The sequence below is a fragment of the Paenibacillus sp. JT22N7 genome (assembly GCF_059383875.1).
Genome location: NZ_JBXENY010000004.1, coordinates 417033 through 433183 on the forward strand (window position 1 = coordinate 417033; position 16151 = coordinate 433183).

Here is a 16151-nt window from a genome sequence, read left to right on the forward strand (position 1 = left end):
TCATGGGCCGCATTTCTTCGTTATTTTATAAGCACCCTGAAAATATAAAGACGCTACAATTTACAATTGCCTATGCCTACTTCATTTCTTTCAGTGCCCGCTCATTATGCGAAAGCCCCGAGCGATCAAAATCCACATCCTCAATAAACTCAATAACCTCGCCATTTGGGCTATAGACGAGTGCATTTCGTACGAGCAGCGGCGGTTCCCCAAGGGAAAGCTCGCTCGGTTCGATATACGCCGTGGCACCGTGGGCAAGCGACTTCTCATAGATGACATCGACTTGCTCGACATAAAAGGCCAGATGCAGCAGCGCCCCATGAGCTATTTCCTCGTCAGAAGCTGCTTTTTTCCCTTGTGCTGGAATGACGGCCTCATTATCGAAAATTTCCAGACAAGTCCGTCCATCAGGCGAGATCAGCATCGAAGCTTCTTCAATCTGAAAGGATGGCAAGCTCCAATGATGCCCCACCTTAAAACCTAAAGCGAGCGTGTAAAAAGCAATCGTTTCTTGATAATTTTTAGCTTGAATTGCTACATGGGCAAGTCCTTTTATAGTCATCTGCCATCGCTCCCGTTTCGAATATGCCGTTTATTTTACGGGGAATATAGCAATAAATACATAGGATAGAAGAGGATTTTCGGGTAAAATGGTTTATGTATCGCAGTTAATTAAGCGAAATGAACTTATTTTTTAAAGTACAGCTTGGGGGGTGCTTATAATGGATCATCAACTTGATGAAATTGATAAAAAGATTATGCAGCTGCTTCAGCAAAATGCAAGAATGCCCATCTCACAGATCAGCAAACAAATCGCCATGTCTTCTCCTTCCGTTAAAGAAAGAATAATGAAGCTGGAAGAGAAAAATATTATCGCTTCGTACACAACCGTGTTTCGCTTGCAGGAGCTGGATCGCGGAATGACCACCTTTATTCTGGTGAAAACAGAGCAATGCCAAGAGCTGGTCGATTTTTGCCACAACGCTGGCGAAGTAACGGATTTATTTCGAATTAGCGGGGAATATAATTATTTAATTAAAATACAGACCGCCTCTATCGGAGAGGTTGCCGCATTTCAAGACACACTGGCCCAGCTTGGAGCATCCAAATCCCATATTAGTATGAAAAATATAATTGAGAACAGGGTTTTGCTCTAACGCTTGCTGTTGGCTGCTAGCTGCTGGCTGTTCGATGAGTATACTACATGCCTGTTTACGAAAAAAAGCCATCCCGCTAAGGATGGCTCGATTTGCGATTAAACGATGTTCAGTTCCACTTTAATGTTTCCTCTTGTTGCTCTCGAATACGGGCAAACCTGATGCGCTGCTTCAACAAGCTCCTTCGCCACATCCGCATCTACTCCGACTACGGAAATGTCCAGCTTCGCCTCCAGGCCGTAGCCGCCATCGTCTTCTTTGCCGAGCGTGACATGCGCTGTAACCTGCGTCTTCTCAACCTTGATCTTTTTCATTCTAGCTACAACGTTCAACGCACTTTCAAAGCAAGCCGCATAGCCGCCAGCAAAAAGCTGCTCTGGATTCGTTGCGCCGCCTGGGCCGCCCAGCTCCTTAGGTGCGCGAATCGCTAATTCCAAAATGCCGTCCTCGGATTTAAGCTGACCGTCTCTTCCGCCTACTGCTGTTACTGTTGCTGTGTATAAATTTTGCATATCAATAGCCTCCGTTATTGTTTTGGTGTAGAAAGCTTAAGTTCTGGCGGTGCCGCCAATACGCCGCGGGCAAAGCCAGCAAATGCTGTGTAATGCGCCGATTCATTATGCTCGTCAATCGCCTGCTGATCCCGCCATTCCTCCAGCATGACAAAATGGCCCCGCTGCTCTGCATCCTCATACAGCTTGTAGCTTATATTGCCCGGCTCCTGCTGCGTCGCGGCGATCAGAATCTTCGCCTGCTCGATAAAAGCCTCACGTGCATCTGCTTGTACCTTCAAAAATGCTTGTACAATAATCATCTGTGCCTACCTCCATGCTGTGTGCTGCGACACCCTACTTTCTTATTACCCAAAATGCTAATTGCTATCCCAATAAATTGGAAATGCAAGTAGATATGAGATGGGATCGCTAATAAATTGTATAAAATTTAATTTGATAAAACCAATATTAACGCATCGCTGTGCCGCTGTCAACTGCCTTAAACAAAAAATGCTGCAAGGAACACGATTGCTGGGCTTCAGCAGTTGGGCTTCAGCAGCTTGCACTTAGTTCGGACGCCCACTTCTTTTCAAGGACTGAGATTCCGCTATTTTGGCTTTTGAATCGATTTCGGGCCGTAAGCGGACAGGAAATCCGTTATTGCCCACATTATCTCTGAAAAATGGCCATTTGCAGCGAATTAGCGGCTCCTGAGTCCGCGACCTATGCCTTAACCCTTGATTCGGTTGAAATAGCTGCTGCTGTGTCCGCCAAGCCTAGCTTTCTTCGCTAGGAGCAGACCCATGAAGCAAAGCGCAGGAGGCTGGCTGCTTTTCAGTAAGTACGTTCACATATACGTATGTTCATATTCACAAATATTCACATCCATGAGTGGTGACATTCCCAGCAGGAGAGGAACTACGGTTGACGTGGGCATCGATCAGGATCTGGCTCACTTACGCTTACGATTACGCTTACGTTAGCATCCACGTCCTAGCAACAAAATCTCAAAACAAACGTTATACATATATAGGCAAACGAATAGGGAGGGTTTACACTGAATTTTTGGGAAAATACGCAGCTGCGCAGTAAAGCCGTTATTATTGCCGTCTTATTGGCGGCTACTATAGCAAGCCTCACTTTGGCGGATCACTTAAGGGCGGTAACAGGCCGCGAAATTTATTTATTTTTGGATTGGGATGTGTTTCTGGCGTGGGTTCCACTGGCGCTCTCCTTAATCATTGAGCTGGCAGCTTTTTATTTGAAAAAGAAGCATACAGCGTTGAAGACACTAATCATACTGCCTCTAGGACTGGTATGGCTGCTCTTCTACCCAAATTCCGCTTATTTGATTACGGACATGCTGCATCCCTTTATGCGGGTTCAGGCCGATGGGGGCGGGCATTTTGTGCAGACGATGGAATTTTGGAAGCATCTTTTTATTTTTCTGACAGCGGCTTCGGTTGGCGTGCTGCTAAGCGTCGTCTCGTTATATTCGCTGCATCAGCTTGTCAGGCAAGCCTTTGGCGCTGTTGCTGGCTGGCTGTTCACTGTTGGCATTTTGCTGCTCAGCAGCTTCGGCATCTATATCGGCCGGTTTGTCCGCTGGAACACTTGGGATGTATGGACAAGACCGCATGTCATATTCGGCCAGCTTTATGAGATTGTAACGAATGCGAAGGCAGAGGTGCTGCTTATCCCCTTCACGTCGTTGATCTTTGCTTTCACTTTATTTTTTTATGTGGTGCTTTATGCATTTACTTGGATGAGGCGGTAAAGAGCAATTATCCGCATGCCTAGCTGCCTATAACCCCCTGTCCGATTTGGGCTAGGGGGCTTCTTGTCCTTCCTTGAAAAAAGCAAGCAGCTCCGCAGTCATGCTCTGCACAGCATCCTCTTGGGGCATGCGGATAAAACGGCTGATCCGCTTCATTTCCGGCTCGAAAAATCGGATCAGCGCAAGCGTGGCCTGCTCGTCATTTTGCCGAACCAAGTCGAGCAGCCTCAGGAACTCATCATCTGACATAGCTGCTTTAGCGTCTTTTGCTTCCATTTATTCACCGCCTGCTGGCTCATGTTCAGCGCCTTGGCTACCTGCGCTTCCGTCTTGTCCTGCAAATACAGCTCACGAATAACCGTTCGGCCCAGCGGTGAGGGGAGCGCAGCAAGCAGCTGCTTCACAAGTATTTTCTGCTCCATCTGGTCGGAACCGCTATATGGCCGTACGGGATCATAGGTGAGCGAGCATTCATGCTTGCGCTGCTTTTTCGCCTGGTACTGGATGCGCCAGCCGATGCGGTAGAGTTCTTTTTTATAAAAATCAATAACCGTCCTCGCCTCATCCATCTGCTTAAGCCTCCTCTATCGCCATAATCATCTCATTTGTTAGGATAATTATAACAATTTTAGAGCTTTTTCAGCGGACATCTACCGGACAAATTGGGGACAGCGAACGGACCAACATGGATCATAAAAATAAGTACTACGAAAGTTAGAACTGTGGGAATGTTTAAATAAAGGTTATATTTACGCTAGAGAAGCCATTTGAAGATGAATGAATAATTAGGTGGAATAAAAATTATGAAGCGTTTAGGTATATATTTTCTAGTTGTTAGCTTCAGTTATTTATGTGGAGTGTTTTCTTATAAAGCAGCTTATACTGTGCTTTCAATTTCTGAACGTAGCGAATATGATCTACTCTATACGGGAATCAACTTATTTTTTATTTTCTGTGTCGTTCCTGCTTATTTTTTAATCGTTCTCATCCTAAAGTCTGTGAATATCCAGTCTACTGCGGTTTACGCCTTATTATTGACCATTTTCGGGTTCATCCCCTCCATGCTCGTCCCTTTCATGGGCGGGTTCGGCTTTATTTTTCTAACGCCCGGCTACTATATTTCTGAGATGGCTATTCTGCTCTATGCCTTTTTCACGGGGACAGCCGTCTCCTTTTCCTTAGGAATAAAAATATTAAGGCATTACCCTACATTACTGAAATGAGTTGTGAACTTTCGCCATGAAAAAAATATTCGGTATATTTTTCCTATTATTAGGCCTCTGGGTCGCCGTCGCCTCGCTGAACCCGATTTATTTGTTGAATAGAGAAGGCAGAATAGCCAAGTCAATATCCAGGCAATATACAATTGATCAGCTCGATATGATCGGAAACCATGGTCAGTTGAATGGAAACGAGGTTGAAATTGTAACGAAGCCACGCGGAAATCGATACGAGCTGCAGGTGCTGCTGAACGATGCTCCTCTTATTGGGCCGATGAACGTTCCTGTCCATGAGAATGGAAAATTTTATGAGGGAGCTTGGATTGATGTGTTTCGCCTTCATAACAATGATGAGCGTGGACATAAGCAGGATCAAATAGCTATCGTACAAACGATGCCTGAGAAAAAATCATTCCATCTTGTCTATATCTCCCCCGACCAGCAAGTAACCGCTAGTTCGGTTGATATAGACAAGCATACAGATAATTATCTGGATATCGCCCTGATCAAACGAAGCGGTTACTATGAAATGGGTTATAAATTAGCCGTCGTTCCCGTTACCGCTAACATTCTCGGATATGTGTTTCCTTGGTTTTTCGTCCTTATTGGCTGTATTCAAATGTTAATAGGCGTGATTTTACTGGTTAAAGCCCGTTCAGCCACTAAGCGCCAGCTTGCTACTGGTACTTCTTCGTCTCCTTGAAATACGCCAAATTGTTCACGATAAACAAAACTAACAGGATGAGGAACGGAAACAATTGAAAGCTGCTTAACGCGGAGTAGGCAAAGGTGACAAATACGAGCGCATACAGCGTATTGTTGATCATGTTGAAGGCGCGATATGACGCTTTATACACAATGAATTTCTCCGCCTCATCCAGCTTGTCCATATAGGCCTGCTTCGCTCCAAAAGGACGTCCGGTATCAAAAACCCGCTTCGGAAAATTGCGGTTAAACACTTTAAACAACAGCGATTGCAGCCGAATATGCGCCAGCACCAGCAATATCGAAATAATCAAAAGGGCGAGCACTGGCTTGCCGTGCAAGTCCTCAATGATCATCTGTGAAAGCAGCGTCATGCTTCCAACGATTGCCGTATACGTACCGAACGTGTTCAGCATCATGCTGGAGCTAAGCAGTTTCTCTCCCGCTTCCTTATCCTCCTCCTGGTTAAACTTCAGGCAGTACCTTACGCTCGCAGCCCAAGTTCCTACAGAAGCGACCAGAAACAGCATATGGATGATATCAAGGCGAAAAAGTCCCACCGATATCCCTTCGAAATTCAACTTCCCTGCATTCGACATGCCAAAATAACTAACTCCAAATCCTAATAGTCCACTAAGGACAAAAATAAGCACCCACTGCAGCTTCCGTGATTTCCCCTTGCTCATTGAAGTTCCTCCTCCTCATCATTCAATATGAAAATAAATTCCACAGGCTCCTTAAACAGCTTCGCCATCTTTAACGCTAGAACCACTGACGGGGAATAGTCGCCCCGTTCAATTAAGCTGATCGTTTGCCGAGAGACATCGATGGCTTCCGCCAGCTCCGTCTGGCTCATTCGAAAACGAGCCCGTAATTCGCGAACCCGATTATCGAGCTTCATACGGCCACCTCCATGCGTTTAATATACAGGATTCATGACATAATGTAAACTAAAGTTGTCAAAATAATAAATAAAACTTACACACCCTTCAACTTTTGAACATGCGGGCCTGCCTCCTCTCCAAAAAATGGTTGACGAATTCCCAAAACGAGGTATACTCATATCTATCAAATAGATATATCGATTAGATACATTATAAACAAATTCAAATACCTGAATGGAAGTGAATCACGATGCTAGAAAACATAATATTGGGGCTGTTGATGGAGCAGCCAATGAGCGGCTATGACATGAAGAAGACGATTGACCATTCCGTCGGCATTTTCTATCGGGCGAGCTTTGGAAGCTTGTATCCCGCCTTAAAGCGTTTGGAGACTAAGCGCTGGGTTAGCGTATCGGCGGAGCTTGATCATAGCAAAAATAAAAAGCTCTACACACTGCTGCCAGAAGGCAAAGCGACCTTTCTCGCCTGGCTGGCGGAACCGATTCAGCTGTCGCGAAGCGAGCTGCTGCTCAAGGTTTTCTTTTTTGACTATTTGGATGAAGACACCCGCCAGCAGCGCCTTAGTGAATACCAAATGCGTTTAGGTCAGGAAATTGGCAGGCTGAAGGCCACCTCCGGCATTGTTGCTGGAGAGCTGGAGGAAGTGCCTAATCCGGAGAACTACTATTACCGAGTGTCCGTGCTGTCCTACGGGCTCGACTATTTTCTAATGGAGCAGAAGTGGATTCAAGCGATTAAAGAGAGGAAGGATTTAAATGATGACCGCAACGAACACCAATCCCCTAAATAAACCCGCTTTTTCTGAAAAGAGACCTGTGCTCGCAATCCTTATTATCCAGCTGCTGCTGCTGTTTGCTGTCTCTGCTGCCGGAGCCTACGCCACCATTAAAGAACTGGCTTATACCGCACCTGTGCTGCTCTCTTTCATCCCTATTGCGCTTGCCTTGATCATCTACTTAACTTTGCGAAAAAAATGGGGCTTTGCCGGCTTTCGCCCGCTGTCTGCCATTCCGCAAGGCGGCTGGAAGTATTACCTTCCGCTCGTAGCTGTGCTGGTCGTAATTGGCACGAATGGGCTCAAGGCGCTTACACCGGGCGAAATTTATTTCTTCATCTTTTTCACCTTGCTTGTCGGCTTTGTAGAGGAGACGGTTTACCGCGGCCTTATTCTAAACATCCTGCTGCGCAAATCGGCTTCCACCGCGGTCATCGTGTCCAGCCTGCTGTTTGGTGTCACTCATATTTTGAACGCTTTATCGGGGCAAAATGCGGTAGATACGACGATTCAAATCGTTTACTCCTTGGCAGTCGGCCTTTCCCTTGCGTTATTAATGGTGAAAAATCGCAATATTGTGCCGCTGATTCTATTCCATTTTGTCCATAACCTGATTCAGTTTCTGGGCAACGATCGCAGCGCCATCGGTCCGGATCTGCTTATTATTGCAATTCTCGCGGCGCACTGCATATGGGTAGGCATGAGCCTCAGAAAAGGGAAAGCAACAGCTTAACGCAACACCTTTTTGATATAGCTAGTTCTCTCCATGAGCTTGCAAAAATAAAGAGACTTCCGTAAGCAGCAGCTGCTTGAACAGAAGTCTCTTTATTGATTTGTATGCAACCGGACCGACTGTGTTCCCGAGTCAGTCCGCCCGCGCCTCCGGCTCATACTCGCCGTTTAATATGCGGTCGATGAACGCTCCCGGCTTTTTCCGCAGCTTCGCCCATGTCGCGTCCGGCAGCAGCATCAGCTCCTGATGCTCCACATCGTAGCTGGCGAATTTCTTATGTGCCGGCACCCAGACGAACATGCCCAGCGCCGAATAATTGTCCATATCAACAAGTAAATTAAGCAGCTTGAGCCCCCCATATTCCAGTTCCGAGACGTCCAATACCGAACCAAATTCAATATAGGATACCTGCTCACAATCCGGCATTTCAACCCGGCTGCTCGTCTCTCCCAGGTCGCGTATAATGGCGGCGGGAAGGCCTGCTTTTTTCAATTGAGCCGCTCGGTTATCGAAATCATGCAGCTCCTTCGGCTCGTATGAATAGATGAGTTCCATCACTTCTTTATGCTTATAGCGCTTCGCATCGGTGTAAGCCCGCTCTCCATAGCTGTCCTTAATAGCTGGATCAGCACCTGCCTCCAGCAAATAACGAACGATTGGCAAATGCCCGATGCCGGCAGCTGCTTGCAGCGGTGTTCCGCCATACGGGCGCACCATGTCCGGCACATTAAAATTAACAGGCGCTCCTGCCTCTACCAGCATCTTGACCAAATCCAGACGCCCGCCCGCCGCACCGCGCAAAGCAAGGCCGCCATGCAAGGCGACATCAATGCCAAGTGCCAGCAGCGCTTCTACCGCCTTAGCATTTTCCCAGCTGATGGCATGAGACAAGGCCGAGCTGCCTAGATGATTCACCGCATTAATATCCGCGCCCTGCTCCAGCAAAAACTCGAATACGGGGCGCTTGCCCTGTTTTGAAGCTGTAACGATAGCTGGATTGTTTGAATCATTCAAATCCATGCCTTCGGAAATCAGCGTTTTGATCGCTTCTATATTCCCGCTCTTGCTAGCTTGCATCATACGCTCGTCCCATTCTGTTCCCATTAAAATTCCCCCGCTTTCCCAAGCGTAAACGGCCGAAAGCCGTCCTCTGGCGGCAAAGCTACCGTTTCGCGATGAAATATAGAGAATGGATAAAAAAATCATATCCTTTCCTATATTTCAAAAAAATTCATTACTCCTCTCTCTATTTTACCCTTAAACGCTACTACAAGTGTATATGACGCTGCTGTCCTTTGGTGTTAATGGCCGTTTTATGCAGCCGAAACATCCGAAACAGAAAAATACCGCTTCTCCCCACTATCGCCGAGAGAAACGGTACTTTGCGCTGCTTATTGGTTTTAGCATTTATTCCGCACCTGCCGTGCCGGATTTTTTCCGTTTGCCCGTCAGCTGGAATTGCTCGATTTCCTTGCATATTTCATGCTGCCAATCTACATCCTTGCTCATTGAAGCAAGCAGCGACATATTCGCCAAATAAGCGGCTTCGCTGACATAATTCACATTGAGCTGCTGGCATTGCTCCAGCTCTGCAGCTTCGCTTGGCGAAAGCGGTCTTTTTTTGCTTTGCAGCCACAGCTCCGCCATTCGCTGATGAAACGGGGTTACCACTTGCGACCACCACCCTATACGAGCCAGCGTACCCTTTTCAGCCGCAAAATATGCTTTGCACGTTTCTATCCTTCAGCCTTAACCCTCATGACGCGTACGCTGTCACCCGTTTTAATGCTGCCTTCGCATTCAACGGAACAGACAATTCCCCTGCGCTTGCGGGCGGCAGGAACAAATTTGCTGTGCAGCCCTGCATGTCCAATTGCCTCCTCGATGACCTTGCCGGGGGCGATGCACGGCAGATTTTCACCTTCACAAATTAAGCCTGTACCATCTGGAAACAGCAGTCTCGTCCCTACCGGAAGCTCCGTCAGCTTCTCGATGCCGCTAATAAGCAGGTTAGCCCCTAGCCACTGCGGTTTAATAAGCGGCAAGCCCATATTTTCCGCGATAATCGCACACTCTTCTGCCGACACAATACTGATCTGCCTGCGGTTTGCAATCATCGTGCCGCGAGAATAAATTTTTTGCCGAGAATCCGCTGGACGGAGCAGTCCATAATGACGGTCGCCCGGAATACCGCCTAGCTGCACTTCAATGCTTGGCACCTCGCGGGTTACGAAGGTCCCCTTCTCCTCCGCTAGTAAAACCTGCTTTACCACAACCCCAGCACCCATATGCGCTCCCCCTTTTCACCAATTAGTATTTATATGTTTCGCTCGAATTAATCACCGTGTGGGTTCATTAGCAGGCCGGGCTTGTAAAGGAGCGGTTTCCACAGTTCTATTTGATCAAATCAATCATTATAAAGTTATTATATTTCATTTTTTCGTCTTTTTATTTCAGCCGTTTTGCGCCATTGTACTGCGCGGGTACGTGCTTTCTGCTAAACTAATATTAGGTATAGCGCTTTCATTTTACTTGCTTTCCGGAATTTCCAGCTATTGACTAAGCGGTCATTCGATCGTATTATCGTTGATAAACCGCAGAAGTGTTGACGGCATCATTATTTGCATAAGATGGGGAGGAAGCGTACTTGCGTGTAGATTTTCATTTTTGCTTGAAAAATAAACCTGATTCGTTTACCCGTCTGCAGCCGCTGACGCCACTCTTCGGGAAAGGAGATTAACATGACGAACGCCGTTTCTTCCGTATGGGAAATCAGCTATTATGAGCTGACCATTCGCCTGCTGCTCGCAGTCGTGCTTGGCGGGCTTGTCGGCCTGGAGCGCGAATTCGGGGGCCATTCCGCAGGCTTCCGTACGCATATTCTCGTATCTCTAGGCTCTTCTACCGTCGTATTGCTATCCATGTACGGATTCGCTGCATTCGCGAACGAGCCTCGTGTTAGTCTCGATCCGGCAAGGCTCGCGGCGCAGGTCATCAGCGGCATCGGCTTCCTGGGAGCCGGCACCATTCTCCGCAAAGGCAATGGCATATCAGGCCTGACAACGGCAGCTTCTTTGTGGGTTGTAGCAGCCATCGGTCTATCGGTTGGAGCTGGATTTTATGTTGCAGCAGCTATCTCTACTACATTGGCGGTGATATCTTTGTTTGTGTTCAACAAACTGGAAAAAACATTTTCACGGGCAAAACGCATTCATGAAATTAGATTTAAGCTGGCGAAGCACTCTTCCGGCTTGCAGGACATAGTCGCCACTTTCCATGAGCACGGCATGAAAATTCATAAGCTGACCATATTGGATGACGACGACGACTCCTCTGAGCAAATGGGCGGTTCGAAGACGATGAATGTTATTATTCAGGTGAAATTCAAAGGAACAAGCCTTTTCAGCGATCTAACGCTCGTCATGGCTTCCATGGATGGCGTTCGGGGCATGGAAATTAGCGGTGAACCGCTTTAATTATAGTTGGCAAGCCCGTTATAAACCAAGCTTAAGCTAAATTTCTTTACAATTATGATCATTAACCAAAAAGAAGCAATTCCGAGTATTAACCTCTCGGGATTGCTTCTTCTTTTATTGCGTCCTCATCATTTTAATGACAGTGATCATTGACAGCATGATAACGGGAATGAGAACAGCTACAGCCTTATTAGCACCATCCAACAGTAACCAAGTACTAATACCTAACAATAGGAATAAAACTGCTAAAATCCAATAACCCGTATGTGTTATCTTACTTTTTGACTTTTTCCTTATTATGAATGTGATCAAAAGAAATATAACAACATAAAAGAAGAGGAACCCATAAATTAGAATATTGCCCAATATCATATATCACGCAACTTTCTAGTTAGACGTAGATTCAAAGTAAGGGACCGGGAGCGCCCTCAGCTCTCGAGATTCGCGGATATGGCCGATGCCCTCCTGGCACATGCCGTACGGCTGCCATGGGCAGTCCGAGCATAGGCGGTTAATATCGTCAGGCACAATGCGGCTTGCGACTGACTCGCACACATCGGACCATTTTGCCACACTGCCTATCGTTAAACCAACTTCCTTCAAAATGGCTTGGTCCTTCTGGTAGACGCTCGTATTCTGGCAATGGGACGGCTTATCCGTCGGGAACGCCTTGCAAATATCGTCAGGCCCGTCAATAATTTCGATGACCGTATCCGGCTGCTGACGCAGCTGCTCATAAACGGCTGTCATATTGACGCAGAAGCCCTCCGAGTAGCCCTTGCCTCGATAACCGAGCAGACAAAATAAATGATGGCCCCGCAAACGAATGTTCATGACACTTCCTCCCGCTTCTCGCTTTCACTGTTAACCAAATTATATCACGAAGGTTAACATACTTGCGAGCAACAAGCGGCGAGTGCACAGGACGTACTAGGTGAAGCGGTATTCAAAAATTTGTCCGCTGGGGCGAAAGCCAATATTGCGATACGCTTTATTTGCGGCAGGATTTTGCACATCCGCATACAGCATCGGTTCTAACCCCCCTGCCACAATAATGGTGCTTACCTCTGCGACCAATGCACTGGCAAATCCGCGATTTCTTGCATCCAGCCCCGTATAAACCGCATTAATTCTCGCATGCCTTGCCGTCCGATGGGCTATCGCTGCCATGGATACAAGCTTCTCCTCCTCCACCCACACATATAATTCACCCGATTCTACCATTTCCGCAGCAGCCGGAATTTGGCTAGCTACCTCCACCTGCTGGCCGTATGCCTCCTGCGTGAACGCAGCGATGAAACCAGCCACCGTCTTAATATCTTCCGTTCTCGCTTTCCTTATGGCGCCCGCTATGCCTGAAGGCGGCCGTACGACGGGGCACCGATAAGCCTCCAGCTTTATATGCAGACGCTGGCTCTGCCCTGTTAACGGCGGATACACTCTGGCGAAAAGTCCGGCCAGCTCTGGGCTGCCCGATATCCCCGTCACCTCGATGCCTTCTCTATACAGCTGCCCCGCCAGATTTCGAGCCATTTTCTCACGAACCGCGTCCGGCAGCCCGGGCGCCATCCACAGCCAGCCGCTATTGCCGGGTGTTTTTGCAAAAATCAACGTATCATCCGCCGTCTTCCAGCAGAGCTTCGTCTCCGAATCACAAACTCGGTAAATGATATTATAGGCGACTTCATCGGCGAGGAATGAAGCCTGCTCCAGCACCGTATCATCGCCTTCAAACCTTTCCAGCATCAGCCTCTTCTCCTCTTTATAAAATCACTTTATTGCTTCGTTTTTGCCAGCAAATCAATCAATTCTGGCAGCCAACCATCTATGTGCTTAAATGCAAATCCTGCCGATTCCGCCTTGCTTGTATCCATATACCATGAAGCCGGCACTCCAAACGGCGACTGATGTTGTTCGGATGCTTTTTCAACAATTTTTGCACGTTTACCCACATTTCTTTCAATAAGCGACATGATTTGATTCAAGCCGACTTTTCCTTGAGAGCAAGCATTAATCGGCCCTGTAAGCTCAGATTTACCAAGCCAATCAAGGAATTCAGCCGCTTCATTTGAGTGAATGAACGAAAGCTTCGCTGCGGGAGCAGGCATGCCAATCGCTATTTCTTTTTGCACATGTTCAATATGGAAGTGCAGCCGGCGGGTGTAATCATCCGGCCCGAGGACGATCGGAAAGCGAACCGCTGCTACCGGAAACGGCGCCTCTTGCATAAAAACCGCCTCAACTAGCCGTTTTCCGTCGGCATAACTGAGGGAGGAGAATGTATCTGGCTCGGGCAACTCGCAAGTATAAGGATCAAAAACCTGCTCCGTGAGCGGTTCCTCACCGAATGGATATACGCTCATCGAAGAAGTGACGATATATTTGCTCGTGCGACCACTAAATAGGTGAACGGCCTCCCGCGCTTCCTTAGGCGAGAAGCAAATATTGTCGTAGATGACGTCGAAGCTTGACCCGCCAACAGCTTCAGCTAATGCGGCCGCGTCAGTTCGGTCGACACATATGCGTTTTACCATGTCGCCAAAAGGGTCAGGCTTAATGCCGCGAGTAACGATCGTCACTTCCGCCTGCTGATCAATAAGCCGCTGCACAAGCTTTTTTCCGAAAAACTGCGTTCCTCCCAGAATCAATACCTTCACCATCCGTACCTCCACGCTTTGAATTTTTGTATAGTTCCTGTATTGTAACATTATCGCAAATGCTACAGTTAGAAATATAAGGAAATTCTAATTCATTCGCTTTATTCAGGAGGTTACGATGAAAACGCTGCTTGTAGTCGACGACGATCCCCATATTCGCACGCTGCTGAGGCACTTTATGACGAAAGAAGGCTATCGCGTCGTTGAGGCAAAAGAGGGAGAGGATGCTTTGCATAAGCTAAAGGAGCATTCGGTAGATCTTGCGATACTAGATGTCATGATGCCGCGGATGGATGGACTAGAGCTGTGCGGGTACATTCGGACGAATTATGATATTCCTATTATTTTGCTGACGGCGCGGGAACAGCTGACCGATAAGGAGCAGGGTTATTTGCGCGGCACTGACGATTATGTCACCAAGCCGTTTGAACCAGAGGAGCTGCTGTTTCGCATCAAGGCGCTGTTTCGCCGTTATTCCATTTCCTCCAGTGACAAAATCCAGCTCGGCCGCCTCACCATTGACCGTAGAAACTACGAGATTGCCGATGGCGATGCGATGCTGCTGCTGCCGCTTAAGGAGTTTGAGCTGCTGGCGCAGCTTGCCGAATACCCAGGACGGCTGTTTTCCCGCGAGGAGCTTATACGGCTCGTATGGGCGGCGGATTATGAAGGGGATGAACGGACGGTGGATGTGCATATAAAACGGCTGCGGCAGCGTTTTGCCGCTCATGATCAAGATTTTCGCATTACGACCGTGCGGGGCATCGGTTATAAGATCGAGGCGGCAGCGCCATGAAGTCGCTATACTCCAGAGTATTTCTAGTGGCAATGGCGGCGATTATTGGCAGCAGCCTGCTCGGGTTTCTGGTCTCCAATCTTTATTATCATAACAAGCTCAAGCCCTATAACGATGCCAAGCTGACGAGCATCGCCCTGCAAATGCAGCAGTTCGCTGAAGCCCAGCCGGAGCTGGCCACCGCTTACTTTGCCAATGCAGCCGAGCTCGGCTATGAGATATTGCTGGCGGACGGTCAGGAAGAGGAGCTTTTTTTCGGGCGTGCCTTTCGTGAAAAAGAGCTGGCGGATGACGTGCTGAGCAGCGTACTTGCCGGCGGGCAATACCACGGCATCGCAGAGTTTCCCAATCAGCCTTTCATTACGGGCTTTTTCGATAACACGCTCAGCAATACGGTTGGCGTTCCGCTGCAATTGGACGGCAAGCAGTACGCCCTGTTCATACGCCCGGATGTCATTTTGCAATTTGGCGAGCTGCGCAGCTTCTTCGCGATGATCGGACTGCTGACCGTCGCCTTCAGCCTGCTCTGCTTCCTGCTCAGCACCCGCTATTTGGTCAAGCCCGTCACGAGGCTGACGGAAGCAACGAAGCGAATTGCCCAAGGACACTATGCCTTGTCCCTAAATACGAATCGGCGGGATGAAATCGGGCAGCTCGCCGCCCATTTTACAACCATGAGCCAGGAGCTGGAGCGGGTAGAGCAAGCGCGGCAGGAGTTCGTCGCCAACGTCTCGCACGAAATCCAGTCGCCGCTTACCTCCATACAAGGCTTTGCCCAAGCTTTGGCGGAGAAGGATGTGCCAGCTGGGGAACGCACCCATTACGCCGCTATCATTGGCGAGGAAAGCCGCCGCCTTGCGGCACTCACCAAGGAGCTGCTGCTGCTCTCCTCGCTGGACCAGGCAGCGGATGTGCTTCAGCGCAAGCCCTTCATTCTGCGTACTCAGCTGCGACAGGTTGCGCAAGTGATGGAGTGGCAGCTGACGGAGAAGGAGCTTGCGCTCAAGATCGCTGTCCCCAGCTCTCTCATGCTCGATGGCGATGAAATGCTGCTTAATCAGGTGTGGATGAATCTGCTGTCCAATGCTGTAAAATACACGCCGGCAGGAAGGGCGATTGAGATTGAAGCCAAGCTTGAGCGAGGATGCTGTGTCATTCGGGTCACCGACACGGGAGATGGCATCAGCAAGGAGCAGCTGCCGTTTTTGTTCGATCGCTTCTACCGCGCCGATCGGGCCAGAGAACGAGGGATCGGTGGAGACTCTGGCCCACACGACCGTCCAGATGACTCGGTCGACTCGGGCGGCTCTGGGCTAGGGCTCGCCATTACCCAAAAGATCGTCCACCTGCATAACGGGACGATTGAGGCTGCAAGCGAGCCCGGTCTAGGCACGACCTTCACCGTGACACTTCCCCAACCCTAACTTATCGTTTTATGGTTATCCTCATTTGTAAT

General features: G+C 48.4%; 22 protein-coding genes. 9 read left to right on the forward strand and 13 right to left on the reverse strand.

From position 1 onward, the window contains the following. Positions 1-76 precede the first annotated feature (76 nt). On the reverse strand, positions 77-562 hold the full coding sequence (locus tag AC50Y5_RS13370) for a VOC family protein (protein WP_056036440.1): 486 nt from the start codon (positions 560-562) through the stop codon (positions 77-79). A 160-nt stretch (positions 563-722) separates the two neighbouring features. On the opposite strand from AC50Y5_RS13370, the gene AC50Y5_RS13375 reads away from it, so the two are divergent. After that, positions 723-1157 (forward strand): Lrp/AsnC family transcriptional regulator, encoded by a 435-nt coding sequence (locus tag AC50Y5_RS13375; protein WP_056036439.1) that lies wholly within the window; start codon positions 723-725, stop codon positions 1155-1157. Positions 1158-1255: 98 nt separating this feature from the next. Here AC50Y5_RS13375 and AC50Y5_RS13380 read toward each other — a convergent pair whose 3' ends face one another. Next, complete coding sequence (locus tag AC50Y5_RS13380) at positions 1256-1669, reverse strand: organic hydroperoxide resistance protein (RefSeq protein WP_099518023.1); 414 nt, start codon at positions 1667-1669, stop codon at positions 1256-1258. Between the two features lie 14 nt (positions 1670-1683). Continuing rightward, complete coding sequence (locus AC50Y5_RS13385; protein ID WP_494861241.1) at positions 1684-1971, reverse strand: putative quinol monooxygenase; 288 nt, start codon at positions 1969-1971, stop codon at positions 1684-1686. Positions 1972-2792: 821 nt separating this feature from the next. On the opposite strand from AC50Y5_RS13385, the gene AC50Y5_RS13390 reads away from it, so the two are divergent. Then, positions 2793-3428: a DUF1361 domain-containing protein gene (locus tag AC50Y5_RS13390; RefSeq protein WP_056036433.1), complete on the forward strand. Its 636-nt coding sequence runs from the start codon at positions 2793-2795 to the stop codon at positions 3426-3428. A 51-nt stretch (positions 3429-3479) separates the two neighbouring features. Here the strand turns inward: AC50Y5_RS13390 and AC50Y5_RS13395 are convergent, their stop codons facing one another. Continuing rightward, positions 3480-3704: a hypothetical protein gene (locus AC50Y5_RS13395; protein ID WP_235533179.1), complete on the reverse strand. Its 225-nt coding sequence runs from the start codon at positions 3702-3704 to the stop codon at positions 3480-3482. After that, positions 3656-3997 carry a sigma-70 RNA polymerase sigma factor region 4 domain-containing protein gene (locus AC50Y5_RS13400; protein ID WP_056036428.1) on the reverse strand — a complete coding sequence of 114 codons (342 nt, stop codon included), beginning with the start codon at positions 3995-3997 and terminating at the stop codon, positions 3656-3658. Before AC50Y5_RS13400 ends, AC50Y5_RS13395 begins: the two co-directional genes overlap by 49 nt. Before the next feature lie 234 nt (positions 3998-4231). Between AC50Y5_RS13400 and AC50Y5_RS13405 the strand changes: the two genes are divergently transcribed. Both AC50Y5_RS13405 and AC50Y5_RS13410 read left to right on the forward strand, forming a co-directional pair. Then, positions 4232-4651 (forward strand): hypothetical protein, encoded by a 420-nt coding sequence (locus AC50Y5_RS13405; RefSeq protein ID WP_494861250.1) that lies wholly within the window; start codon positions 4232-4234, stop codon positions 4649-4651. 16 nt (positions 4652-4667) lie between these two features. Then, positions 4668-5351: a hypothetical protein gene (locus AC50Y5_RS13410; RefSeq protein WP_494861252.1), complete on the forward strand. Its 684-nt coding sequence runs from the start codon at positions 4668-4670 to the stop codon at positions 5349-5351. Here AC50Y5_RS13410 and AC50Y5_RS13415 read toward each other — a convergent pair. Together AC50Y5_RS13415 and AC50Y5_RS13420 are read right to left on the reverse strand one after the other, a co-directional pair. Next, positions 5326-6039 carry a DUF3169 family protein gene (locus AC50Y5_RS13415; protein ID WP_056036422.1) on the reverse strand — a complete coding sequence of 238 codons (714 nt, stop codon included), beginning with the start codon at positions 6037-6039 and terminating at the stop codon, positions 5326-5328. The genes AC50Y5_RS13410 and AC50Y5_RS13415 overlap by 26 nt on opposite strands. Then, complete coding sequence (locus AC50Y5_RS13420) at positions 6036-6254, reverse strand: helix-turn-helix transcriptional regulator (RefSeq protein ID WP_056036420.1); 219 nt, start codon at positions 6252-6254, stop codon at positions 6036-6038. Before AC50Y5_RS13420 ends, AC50Y5_RS13415 begins: the two co-directional genes overlap by 4 nt. Positions 6255-6487: 233 nt before the next feature. Between AC50Y5_RS13420 and AC50Y5_RS13425 the strand changes: the two genes are divergently transcribed. Further along, complete coding sequence (locus AC50Y5_RS13425) at positions 6488-7048, forward strand: PadR family transcriptional regulator (protein ID WP_494861255.1); 561 nt, start codon at positions 6488-6490, stop codon at positions 7046-7048. Further along, positions 7014-7766 carry a CPBP family intramembrane glutamic endopeptidase gene (locus tag AC50Y5_RS13430; RefSeq protein ID WP_494861257.1) on the forward strand — a complete coding sequence of 251 codons (753 nt, stop codon included), beginning with the start codon at positions 7014-7016 and terminating at the stop codon, positions 7764-7766. The genes AC50Y5_RS13425 and AC50Y5_RS13430 overlap by 35 nt, the downstream gene beginning before the upstream one ends. Before the next feature lie 132 nt (positions 7767-7898). On the opposite strand, the gene AC50Y5_RS13435 is transcribed toward AC50Y5_RS13430, so the two are convergent. The 3 genes from AC50Y5_RS13435 to AC50Y5_RS13445 all read right to left on the reverse strand — a co-directional run bounded on the left by AC50Y5_RS13435 (position 7899) and on the right by AC50Y5_RS13445 (position 10054). Continuing rightward, complete coding sequence (locus tag AC50Y5_RS13435; protein ID WP_494861259.1) at positions 7899-8870, reverse strand: ankyrin repeat domain-containing protein; 972 nt, start codon at positions 8868-8870, stop codon at positions 7899-7901. Between the two features lie 303 nt (positions 8871-9173). Beyond that, entirely contained in the window at positions 9174-9437 is a 264-nt protein-coding gene (locus tag AC50Y5_RS13440; RefSeq protein ID WP_235533177.1) for a DUF7667 family protein, read from the reverse strand. Between the two features lie 65 nt (positions 9438-9502). Continuing rightward, on the reverse strand, positions 9503-10054 hold the full coding sequence (locus tag AC50Y5_RS13445) for an MOSC domain-containing protein (RefSeq protein WP_056036415.1): 552 nt from the start codon (positions 10052-10054) through the stop codon (positions 9503-9505). A gap of 453 nt (positions 10055-10507) precedes the next feature. Between AC50Y5_RS13445 and AC50Y5_RS13450 the strand changes: the two genes are divergently transcribed. Next, positions 10508-11242 carry an MgtC/SapB family protein gene (locus tag AC50Y5_RS13450; RefSeq protein WP_056036414.1) on the forward strand — a complete coding sequence of 245 codons (735 nt, stop codon included), beginning with the start codon at positions 10508-10510 and terminating at the stop codon, positions 11240-11242. A 387-nt stretch (positions 11243-11629) separates the two neighbouring features. Here AC50Y5_RS13450 and AC50Y5_RS13455 read toward each other — a convergent pair whose 3' ends face one another. From AC50Y5_RS13455 to AC50Y5_RS13465, 3 genes are all read right to left on the reverse strand, one after another. After that, entirely contained in the window at positions 11630-12076 is a 447-nt protein-coding gene (locus AC50Y5_RS13455) for a DUF1284 domain-containing protein (RefSeq protein ID WP_494861262.1), read from the reverse strand. Between the two features lie 96 nt (positions 12077-12172). Next, positions 12173-12988: a GNAT family N-acetyltransferase gene (locus AC50Y5_RS13460; protein WP_494861264.1), complete on the reverse strand. Its 816-nt coding sequence runs from the start codon at positions 12986-12988 to the stop codon at positions 12173-12175. Positions 12989-13017: 29 nt separating this feature from the next. Beyond that, complete coding sequence (locus AC50Y5_RS13465; RefSeq protein ID WP_494861266.1) at positions 13018-13902, reverse strand: NAD-dependent epimerase/dehydratase family protein; 885 nt, start codon at positions 13900-13902, stop codon at positions 13018-13020. Positions 13903-14017: 115 nt separating this feature from the next. On the opposite strand from AC50Y5_RS13465, the gene AC50Y5_RS13470 reads away from it, so the two are divergent. Together AC50Y5_RS13470 and AC50Y5_RS13475 are read left to right on the forward strand one after the other, a co-directional pair. Continuing rightward, entirely contained in the window at positions 14018-14695 is a 678-nt protein-coding gene (locus AC50Y5_RS13470; protein ID WP_494861268.1) for a response regulator transcription factor, read from the forward strand. Then, positions 14692-16119 carry a sensor histidine kinase gene (locus AC50Y5_RS13475; protein WP_494861270.1) on the forward strand — a complete coding sequence of 476 codons (1428 nt, stop codon included), beginning with the start codon at positions 14692-14694 and terminating at the stop codon, positions 16117-16119. The genes AC50Y5_RS13470 and AC50Y5_RS13475 overlap by 4 nt, the downstream gene beginning before the upstream one ends. Positions 16120-16151: the final 32 nt, after the last annotated feature.

Coding starts and splice junctions, on each gene's coding strand:
- AC50Y5_RS13370 (WP_056036440.1), bottom strand. CDS start 562: ATGACTATAAAAGGACTTGCCCATGTAGCAATTCAAGCTAAAAATTAT.
- AC50Y5_RS13375 (WP_056036439.1), top strand. CDS start 723: ATGGATCATCAACTTGATGAAATTGATAAAAAGATTATGCAGCTGCTT.
- AC50Y5_RS13380 (WP_099518023.1), bottom strand. CDS start 1,669: ATGCAAAATTTATACACAGCAACAGTAACAGCAGTAGGCGGAAGAGAC.
- AC50Y5_RS13385 (WP_494861241.1), bottom strand. CDS start 1,971: ATGATTATTGTACAAGCATTTTTGAAGGTACAAGCAGATGCACGTGAG.
- AC50Y5_RS13395 (WP_235533179.1), bottom strand. CDS start 3,704: ATGGAAGCAAAAGACGCTAAAGCAGCTATGTCAGATGATGAGTTCCTG.
- AC50Y5_RS13400 (WP_056036428.1), bottom strand. CDS start 3,997: ATGGATGAGGCGAGGACGGTTATTGATTTTTATAAAAAAGAACTCTAC.
- AC50Y5_RS13405 (WP_494861250.1), top strand. CDS start 4,232: ATGAAGCGTTTAGGTATATATTTTCTAGTTGTTAGCTTCAGTTATTTA.
- AC50Y5_RS13410 (WP_494861252.1), top strand. CDS start 4,668: ATGAAAAAAATATTCGGTATATTTTTCCTATTATTAGGCCTCTGGGTC.
- AC50Y5_RS13415 (WP_056036422.1), bottom strand. CDS start 6,039: ATGAGCAAGGGGAAATCACGGAAGCTGCAGTGGGTGCTTATTTTTGTC.
- AC50Y5_RS13420 (WP_056036420.1), bottom strand. CDS start 6,254: ATGAAGCTCGATAATCGGGTTCGCGAATTACGGGCTCGTTTTCGAATG.
- AC50Y5_RS13425 (WP_494861255.1), top strand. CDS start 6,488: ATGCTAGAAAACATAATATTGGGGCTGTTGATGGAGCAGCCAATGAGC.
- AC50Y5_RS13430 (WP_494861257.1), top strand. CDS start 7,014: ATGATGACCGCAACGAACACCAATCCCCTAAATAAACCCGCTTTTTCT.
- AC50Y5_RS13435 (WP_494861259.1), bottom strand. CDS start 8,870: ATGGGAACAGAATGGGACGAGCGTATGATGCAAGCTAGCAAGAGCGGG.
- AC50Y5_RS13445 (WP_056036415.1), bottom strand. CDS start 10,054: ATGGGTGCTGGGGTTGTGGTAAAGCAGGTTTTACTAGCGGAGGAGAAG.
- AC50Y5_RS13450 (WP_056036414.1), top strand. CDS start 10,508: ATGACGAACGCCGTTTCTTCCGTATGGGAAATCAGCTATTATGAGCTG.
- AC50Y5_RS13455 (WP_494861262.1), bottom strand. CDS start 12,076: ATGAACATTCGTTTGCGGGGCCATCATTTATTTTGTCTGCTCGGTTAT.
- AC50Y5_RS13460 (WP_494861264.1), bottom strand. CDS start 12,988: ATGCTGGAAAGGTTTGAAGGCGATGATACGGTGCTGGAGCAGGCTTCA.
- AC50Y5_RS13465 (WP_494861266.1), bottom strand. CDS start 13,902: ATGGTGAAGGTATTGATTCTGGGAGGAACGCAGTTTTTCGGAAAAAAG.
- AC50Y5_RS13470 (WP_494861268.1), top strand. CDS start 14,018: ATGAAAACGCTGCTTGTAGTCGACGACGATCCCCATATTCGCACGCTG.
- AC50Y5_RS13475 (WP_494861270.1), top strand. CDS start 14,692: ATGAAGTCGCTATACTCCAGAGTATTTCTAGTGGCAATGGCGGCGATT.